Source organism: Chitinophaga sp. (assembly GCF_035538455.1).
Classification (GTDB): Bacteria; Bacteroidota; Bacteroidia; order Chitinophagales; family Chitinophagaceae; genus Chitinophaga.
In genome coordinates, this window is sequence record NZ_DATLKJ010000001.1 from 1 (window position 1) to 4,659 (window position 4,659).

The 4,659-nt window shown below is 47.8% G+C and carries 7 protein-coding genes; 4 read left to right on the forward strand and 3 right to left on the reverse strand.

Going from position 1 to position 4,659, the window contains the following annotated elements; translation table 11 throughout:
• Positions 1-114: 114 nt before the first annotated feature.
• The 3 genes from VM802_RS00005 to VM802_RS00015 all read left to right on the forward strand — a co-directional run bounded on the left by VM802_RS00005 (position 115) and on the right by VM802_RS00015 (position 1,966).
• The gene (locus VM802_RS00005) at positions 115-627 is read left to right on the forward strand and encodes a DinB family protein (protein WP_325526639.1); all 513 of its coding nucleotides are present in this window, start codon (positions 115-117) and stop codon (positions 625-627) included.
• Between the two features lie 201 nt (positions 628-828).
• Complete coding sequence (locus VM802_RS00010; RefSeq protein WP_325526640.1) at positions 829-1,107, forward strand: hypothetical protein; 279 nt, start codon at positions 829-831, stop codon at positions 1,105-1,107.
• 199 nt (positions 1,108-1,306) lie between these two features.
• Positions 1,307-1,966 (forward strand): class I SAM-dependent DNA methyltransferase, encoded by a 660-nt coding sequence (locus VM802_RS00015; RefSeq protein WP_325526641.1) that lies wholly within the window; start codon positions 1,307-1,309, stop codon positions 1,964-1,966.
• Positions 1,967-2,002: 36 nt separating this feature from the next.
• Here the strand turns inward: VM802_RS00015 and VM802_RS00020 are convergent, their stop codons facing one another.
• Entirely contained in the window at positions 2,003-2,347 is a 345-nt protein-coding gene (locus VM802_RS00020; protein WP_325526642.1) for a darcynin family protein, read from the reverse strand.
• A gap of 208 nt (positions 2,348-2,555) precedes the next feature.
• Between VM802_RS00020 and VM802_RS00025 the strand changes: the two genes are divergently transcribed.
• On the forward strand, positions 2,556-2,894 hold the full coding sequence (locus VM802_RS00025) for a hypothetical protein (RefSeq protein ID WP_325526643.1): 339 nt from the start codon (positions 2,556-2,558) through the stop codon (positions 2,892-2,894).
• A 9-nt stretch (positions 2,895-2,903) separates the two neighbouring features.
• Here VM802_RS00025 and VM802_RS00030 read toward each other — a convergent pair whose 3' ends face one another.
• Both VM802_RS00030 and VM802_RS00035 read right to left on the reverse strand, forming a co-directional pair.
• Positions 2,904-3,299: a DoxX family protein gene (locus VM802_RS00030; protein ID WP_325526644.1), complete on the reverse strand. Its 396-nt coding sequence runs from the start codon at positions 3,297-3,299 to the stop codon at positions 2,904-2,906.
• Positions 3,300-3,583: 284 nt separating this feature from the next.
• Positions 3,584-4,659 (reverse strand): hypothetical protein (locus VM802_RS00035; RefSeq protein WP_325526645.1); only part of this gene is annotated, 1,076 nt, incomplete at its 5' end.

Genomic DNA, 4,659 nt, shown 5'->3' on the forward strand with positions numbered 1-4,659 from the left:
AAAAATATGTTTTCGGGAGCGCACTGCGCCGGTGATCATATTTTATTTAACGTAAACAAAAAGTATGTAAATTCAGATACGGAAATTTATTGTAGGATTTTAAAAACATGTACAATGATGAGAAGAACAGAATGGTTTAAAAGAACATTTCCTGTAATTGAAGACAATGGCGTATTGCCAGCTATTATTGAACGTCTGAGTGGCACGCCTGCGCGTGCAGAGGAGCTGACAACCCATGCAGATGAAGCAACGTTGTCAGCGAAGCGGAACGATAAATGGTCAGTTAAAGAACAGGTAGGGCACCTGTGGGATATGGAGCCATTGTGGCTGGGGCGACTGGAAGACCTTATCAACGGCGCTGCGGAACTGAGAGTGGCGGACCTTACCAACCAGCGGACACAGAATGCCAATCATAATGCAACACCGTTAAAGGACCTGTTGCGTGCTTTCCGGGAGCAACGCCGGTTGTTTGTTGACAAACTACAACAACTGCAGGACGACCAGCTGGAGAACACCGCGCTGCATCCGCGACTGAAAACACCCATGCGCATTGTGGATCTCGCTTATTTTGTAGCCGAACATGATGATCATCATCTTGCTGCAGCAAGAGAACAGCTGAAGGTTTAGCAAAAAAATAACGGAGTACTACATTTTATTTCCCTACAGCCGTATTGTAGCAGCTGTGTTTGTTAAATTGGCTGGAATCGGTATGTAAAATATAACCTCATCCGCAACTGATCACTGTTCCTGGAATACCGCTGCAGAAGCCGACTGCCTGCCAGACGAGCGCTGGTTATTGCCGATGTATCATCCCTTAGTTGAATTGCTATGAAACCGTTACATGAGAAACTGCTGGAAAAGTGCGTGGACCTGCGCCCGCAACTGGAAGGCATCAAAGATGGAGAAAAAAGAAAACAATTACTCACAAAAGCCACCCGTGAAGTAGGCGATAGCTACGGAGGGCCTATAGCCACGAGTTTCCAGGAGCTGATAACGCAGACGCTGGCCTCCTTTGACTATGATGTTGATGCCTTTATCTACTATATGGAATCAGAAGTGCAGCGCCCTTTTGATGTATCCATGATCAGGCGTAAAAAGGGAGATTGAAGAAACAGGAAGAATTGTAAACAACCTTCCTGTTTTAAATATATCCTGCCAATAAAGTAGTATTGATGTTGTTCTACAGGAGAAGCCGCCCATTTGCCAGGGCGGTTTTTTTATTGTAACAAGCTGTCTGTGCTTTGTTTTATATTTACCGGTATAAAAACGGAAGATCAGGAGCCTGATCTGATAATCCTTTGAAACAATGGACAGATCAAAAGATGCAGCCAGTCTGTTTGATAAACGTGCCGGTGAATATGAAGAGCGGTATATGGACGTTAGCCTTTACCATGACACCTTCGATTTTTTCTGTGATCACATTCCGGATGAAAATGCCACGGTGCTGGAAGTAGCCTGCGGGCCTGGGAATATCACCCAATACCTGCTGAGCCGGCGCCCCGGTTTCAGGGTATTGGGTATTGATCTGTCGCCCAATATGATCCGCCTGGCGGAAAAGAATAACCCGCAGGGCATTTTTGAAATAATGGATGCCCGTGACATCGGGAAAACAGCCTGGCAGTTCAATGCGGTGATGTGCGGTTTCGGATTGCCTTACCTGTCAAGGGAAGAGGCTGTGTCGCTCATTGCAGATGTTGCTGTACTGCTGAAAAGTAGAGGGGTGCTTTATCTGAGCACAATGGAGGGCGCGTATAGTCAATCAGGATTTCAATATTCATCTTCCGGAGAGCAGTTGTATATCTACTACCACGAAGCCGGATATCTCACAGATGCGCTTGTGGCCAATGGCTTCAATATAATACATGAGCAACGCAAGACTTATCCGGGGAAAGATGAAAGCATTGTAACAGACCTGATTCTGATAGCTGTCATTGACAGCTATCAGAATAAAGAAACCACGCTGTAGTGTGTGGTGTTTTGTGCAGTCATAAGGAATATGCCCTTACCTGGCTCCGGTTATGTCGCCAATTGACAATGAGCCTCTGAAATTATTGGGTACGCCGATGATCAGTTCCCGTATGCTGAAATAAGGCACCGCAAAGGTTTTTGATTCCCGCAGGTATCCTATCATATACCCGAATGCATTCATGTCGCTGGTTTCCACGATCAGAAAATCGGAGACATTGGAATTGGTGAAGTCTGCATCAAACAACTTGATATCGCAGGCATCGCGATATTTATCGAATATGGGCCGCACTTCTGTTTCTACAAATACATCACGTTCATGACGTGGCATAGACAGCCACTGGTTGGTAGCATTTACCAGGATCAGGATGGTATATTTCATTCTTCTGAATTTTAAGGTAAAGCTACCGGCAGTTTTCTCCCCAAACATTTACATATGTTGAAGAAACAGCATTAACTGTCAGGTTAATCATTCTTCCCATTGCATGCTGTTTTCTTAAATTCAGATAAGCCTACCGGCAGGGCTGGGTGATGCCGGCGGAAATCGGCTCCGTCCGTGTAAACTGGAGCTGTCCCTCAAAATGATCCATATGGCACTTTTAATTGTCAGTGCATTATCCGAAGACACAATTGCTGCGCCAGGTAATGCCAATCCCAACTACATTACCGTATCCGTCACAGATAACAGCGGTAATCCCGTTACCGGCCTGGTAGCAGCTAACTTTCAGGTGCAGCCCATGATTGTGGCGCCTGGCGGCTCTCTGGTGAACATCACCACCGTAGCAGCTATTACCTTTCCCGGCTTCTATCTTGTTAATGTAGTACCTGTCCCGGGGCAGACCTGGAAACTGGGTGTATACATCTTCGCTGTGGTAGTGGTGCGTGGCGCAGACCGGGGCCAGGCGCAGTGTAGCGTGTTGCTCGACTAGCTGTAAGTATCACAATTTACGCCAGGAGGGCCGCAATGCCCATGAGGCTACTGTGAGTGTTGCAAATACCAGCGGGCTTATGATAGCTGCCGGGCCGTCGCCGGCAGCAAGATGAGAGGCGGCTGCGCCCGTGAAGGTAAAAAATGATCCCGCATATGCCCACTCTTTCAGTCGCAGCATCCGCGGCCCTGCTATTACATAGGACGCAGGCAGTTTCCAGCAACCGAATATAATAGCAACATATGGAGGATAACCCAGGTGTGCCATCACCCGGGGCACGTATGATTTATTGACAAGGTCAAAGTCCCAGAGGGCTCCCAGTGCCAGTTCAAAGGCAACAAAGCCGGTGATAATCCAATAGGTAATAAGTTTTCCGCGTGATGTTGTTGTGTTCTTTTCTTTCATGACTATTATGCTTTTACAGCATAATAATGATCGGGGAAGATGAAACTGGACAAGCAGCAAGAAAAAGCCCGGGATCATTTGTTTATATATGTAGCAGGGATATATCCGGTTTTGTGACTTGTTCGCTGTTTCCATATAATATTAAAGCAGATCCCCTTCAGCATTGATGATCTCCGTTATATCAAACGTTGATTGAAATTATTTTTCAACCGATGATCTGAATTGCTGAAAGGGGATTCTGTTATTCATGTAGCCGTATCTGTTATGTAGCCAAAGGCAAGCGGTCAGTCGTAATCGGCAATGCGCACGGCAAATACGCATCTGTTATCCTGCCCGTATTTTTCTGTTTCATATTCCGTGAGGCACCAGAGGTATCCGGTAGCTTCATCCCGGTACAGGTCTTCTGCACCATGTGGCCAGCGGTAACGTGTACCGGCGGCACTGCCATCGTTATATCTGACGAGCCGTGCGGTGGAGCCGAGGTAGCTGCTATTGCCAGTAGTGCTCATGAAGGTTTTACTGCCTGCCCGGAAAACGCCCTGTATTCCATGTACATAGGTCGTGTCGTTGTCGATCGGCGTGATGATCACCGGTTGTGAGGTGGTGTTCACGGCGCCGGTGCTGTTCACAGAGAAGCCGAATACGCGTGGCACTGCCGTTTCATCGGAGGTAATATACTGGCCTGTCCACAGGTATTTATCGGCGCTGGTTGCTCCTTCACCCAGCTCTATGCAGGAAAATGGACTGGCATTGGTAATGCGGTAGTAGCCTGTCTGTGGCAGGATATAGCCGTAATTGAAGGCTTTCAGGTCGCCATTACTTTCTATACCTATGCGGGAAGATGTGGCATCGCTTTTTACAGCGATTAGTTTGGAGAGGTCGAATACACGCATGCCCAGTTTGGTATCGGCCACATAGATTTTACCGGCATGACAGGCTACGCCGCCAGCATGAATGGTAACCGGACAGAAAGCGCCCAGTTGCGTGTAGCTATTGGAGGCGTGGTACAGTAACGAGTTCGACATGTTGGCGGAATCCTGCACCAACAGTACATGCCTGTAGGTAACATTGCTCATGTCAGAGATATCTGCGATGGAGATCCGCACACCCTTGTGCTCATTGTATACACCGGGAACGGTGCTATTGTCCACACCATACCAGGTCACAACCAGAAACTTGCGATTGTTCCAGGTAAATCCGGCGATGCCCTGCGGGCGCCATTCGTTGGTCTGTTCATCGCCGCTGTTCCATTTGAAACCGCCTGCCTGGTTGGCCGTTGGTATATTGAAACCGTATACGCTGTTGTATCCGGTGGTGGTACCAGCGCGGTTCAGATCCAGTTTGTCGGGGGTAAGAAAAC